Raw genomic sequence first — 1,715 nt, 5'->3', positions numbered from 1 at the left:
GAACTGTCTGATACACATTTCTCACCCATAATCCCTTAATATATAAAATAACTATCCAGAACTGTCTGATACACATTTCTCACCCATAATCCCTTAATATATAAAATAACTATCCAGAACTGTCTGATACACATTTCTCACCCATAATCCCTTAATATATAAAATAACTATCCAGAACTGTCTGATACACATTTCTCACCCATAATCCCTTAATATATAAAATAACTATTCAGAACTGTCTGAATTATTACCTAACTCACCATTCTTACTCATAATCCATTTCTTTCTGGAATAATAACTTAAAGGATTATTTATCTTAGCACAGTCCTTGTTTTCCTTACATAACTGAGGCAAATGCATCTTAATCTTTTCACAACTCATTGGAGTGTACCATGTTGTTTCTCCCTCATTTTCCAAGTCAGGAGTCTCATGCATTCCAAATCCTAATTTTGCAGTGATGTTTACCTTTTCCTGAGGCTGGTCCTCAAACAATGGAGGATCACAATTGTCAGCAGCCTCATAAATCAAAGGCAGAATCTCATTCATGGTAATGTTTAGATTAGAATCAATGTCTGAAACCTTAACGCTTGAATCAGCCCCAAATATTCCAGGATACAATCTTGCATAGGAAACAAAAGATGTAAGAAGAAGTACAATTGCATCATTTCTTCCACCAGATGTAACGCCATCAACAGTGTTAGCTATACATGGAGGAAAAGCTTCCCTAACAAGCTTTCCAATTTTCATTGAGCCATATGCCCCACCATTTGCATAGAAACTGCTGAATTTAGTCATTAACTCAGTGATTGTAACTTCCAATTCCTCACCTAATTTCACTATAGCAGGATGAGGTTCAATCATCCTCAAGCGTTCCTGTATGTGCTTGATGTAATCCTCAGCATTCTGCATCAATAGCTTGCTTAAAATCATTTCCTTAAGATTGTCTCCAATTAAAATCTCATAAATCCTTTCAGGAATCCTGTCGGTAAAGGCATCACCAAAGTAATATACAAAGTCCTCCCTATCCAAAACGATTTCCCCATCCATCAAGACCAAATCAGTTAGGGAAATCTTCTTGCTTCCAACAAGATCCTTTAAAAAGCTCCATTCAATACCGTTTTCAATGAGAAGGTCACTTAAAATCTTACCCGCAAGTTCCTTTTTATCGTATGCAACGAGTTTTGCCAATCTGTCATCTATCATTAATGCCTGAGCCTCAACAAATAGCTTGACCTCACGAGAACCTGGACGAAATCTGCTTGCAATGGCCTGAGCCAATATGTGGAATGATATGGTATCAAGCTCTGCAATGTCTTCATTGAAGAAGTATGCATAGTCATTTGAATTAAAGTCCTTATTGTTTTTACGTTCAATATACCATTTAATACGATTTACAGCCAAATCAGCTAGAGTTTGAGGAATAACTTCCTGTTTGGAAATGGTCTGAAGTCTTGTATGGACAGCAATATCAATCAATGATTCATTCTCTTCAAATATATCTTCAAGACTGGTCAATTGACGAACAATGTTTTGACCCTCTTCAGACAATGGATTTAAATAAGAAACCAATACCATTTTATTCCTCCCTAATTGATTAGATTTATTGAATGTAAAACAATGAAAACTTAAATTGTTAAATTAAATAAAATTTTAAATTTTAAAACAAAAGAATGAAAATTTAATGTTTAATTTAATTCTAATATTTGAAAATTTTA

General features: G+C 34.3%; 1 protein-coding gene. It reads right to left on the bottom strand.

Features of this window, described 5'->3' with window-relative positions:
• Positions 1-225 precede the first annotated feature (225 nt).
• A complete protein-coding gene (locus Q0138_RS04340) occupies positions 226-1,575 on the bottom strand; it encodes a DNA primase (RefSeq protein WP_297981448.1) in 1,350 nt (449 codons plus the stop codon).
• Between the last annotated feature and the right edge of the window lie 140 nt (positions 1,576-1,715).

Origin of the sequence: uncultured Methanobrevibacter sp. (genome assembly GCF_937906425.1) — an archaeon.
In the GTDB taxonomy this organism is placed as follows: Archaea; Methanobacteriota; Methanobacteria; order Methanobacteriales; family Methanobacteriaceae; genus Methanobrevibacter.
Note: the sequence above shows the minus strand (reverse complement) of the source record. Positions and strands in the feature narration are given on the sequence as shown.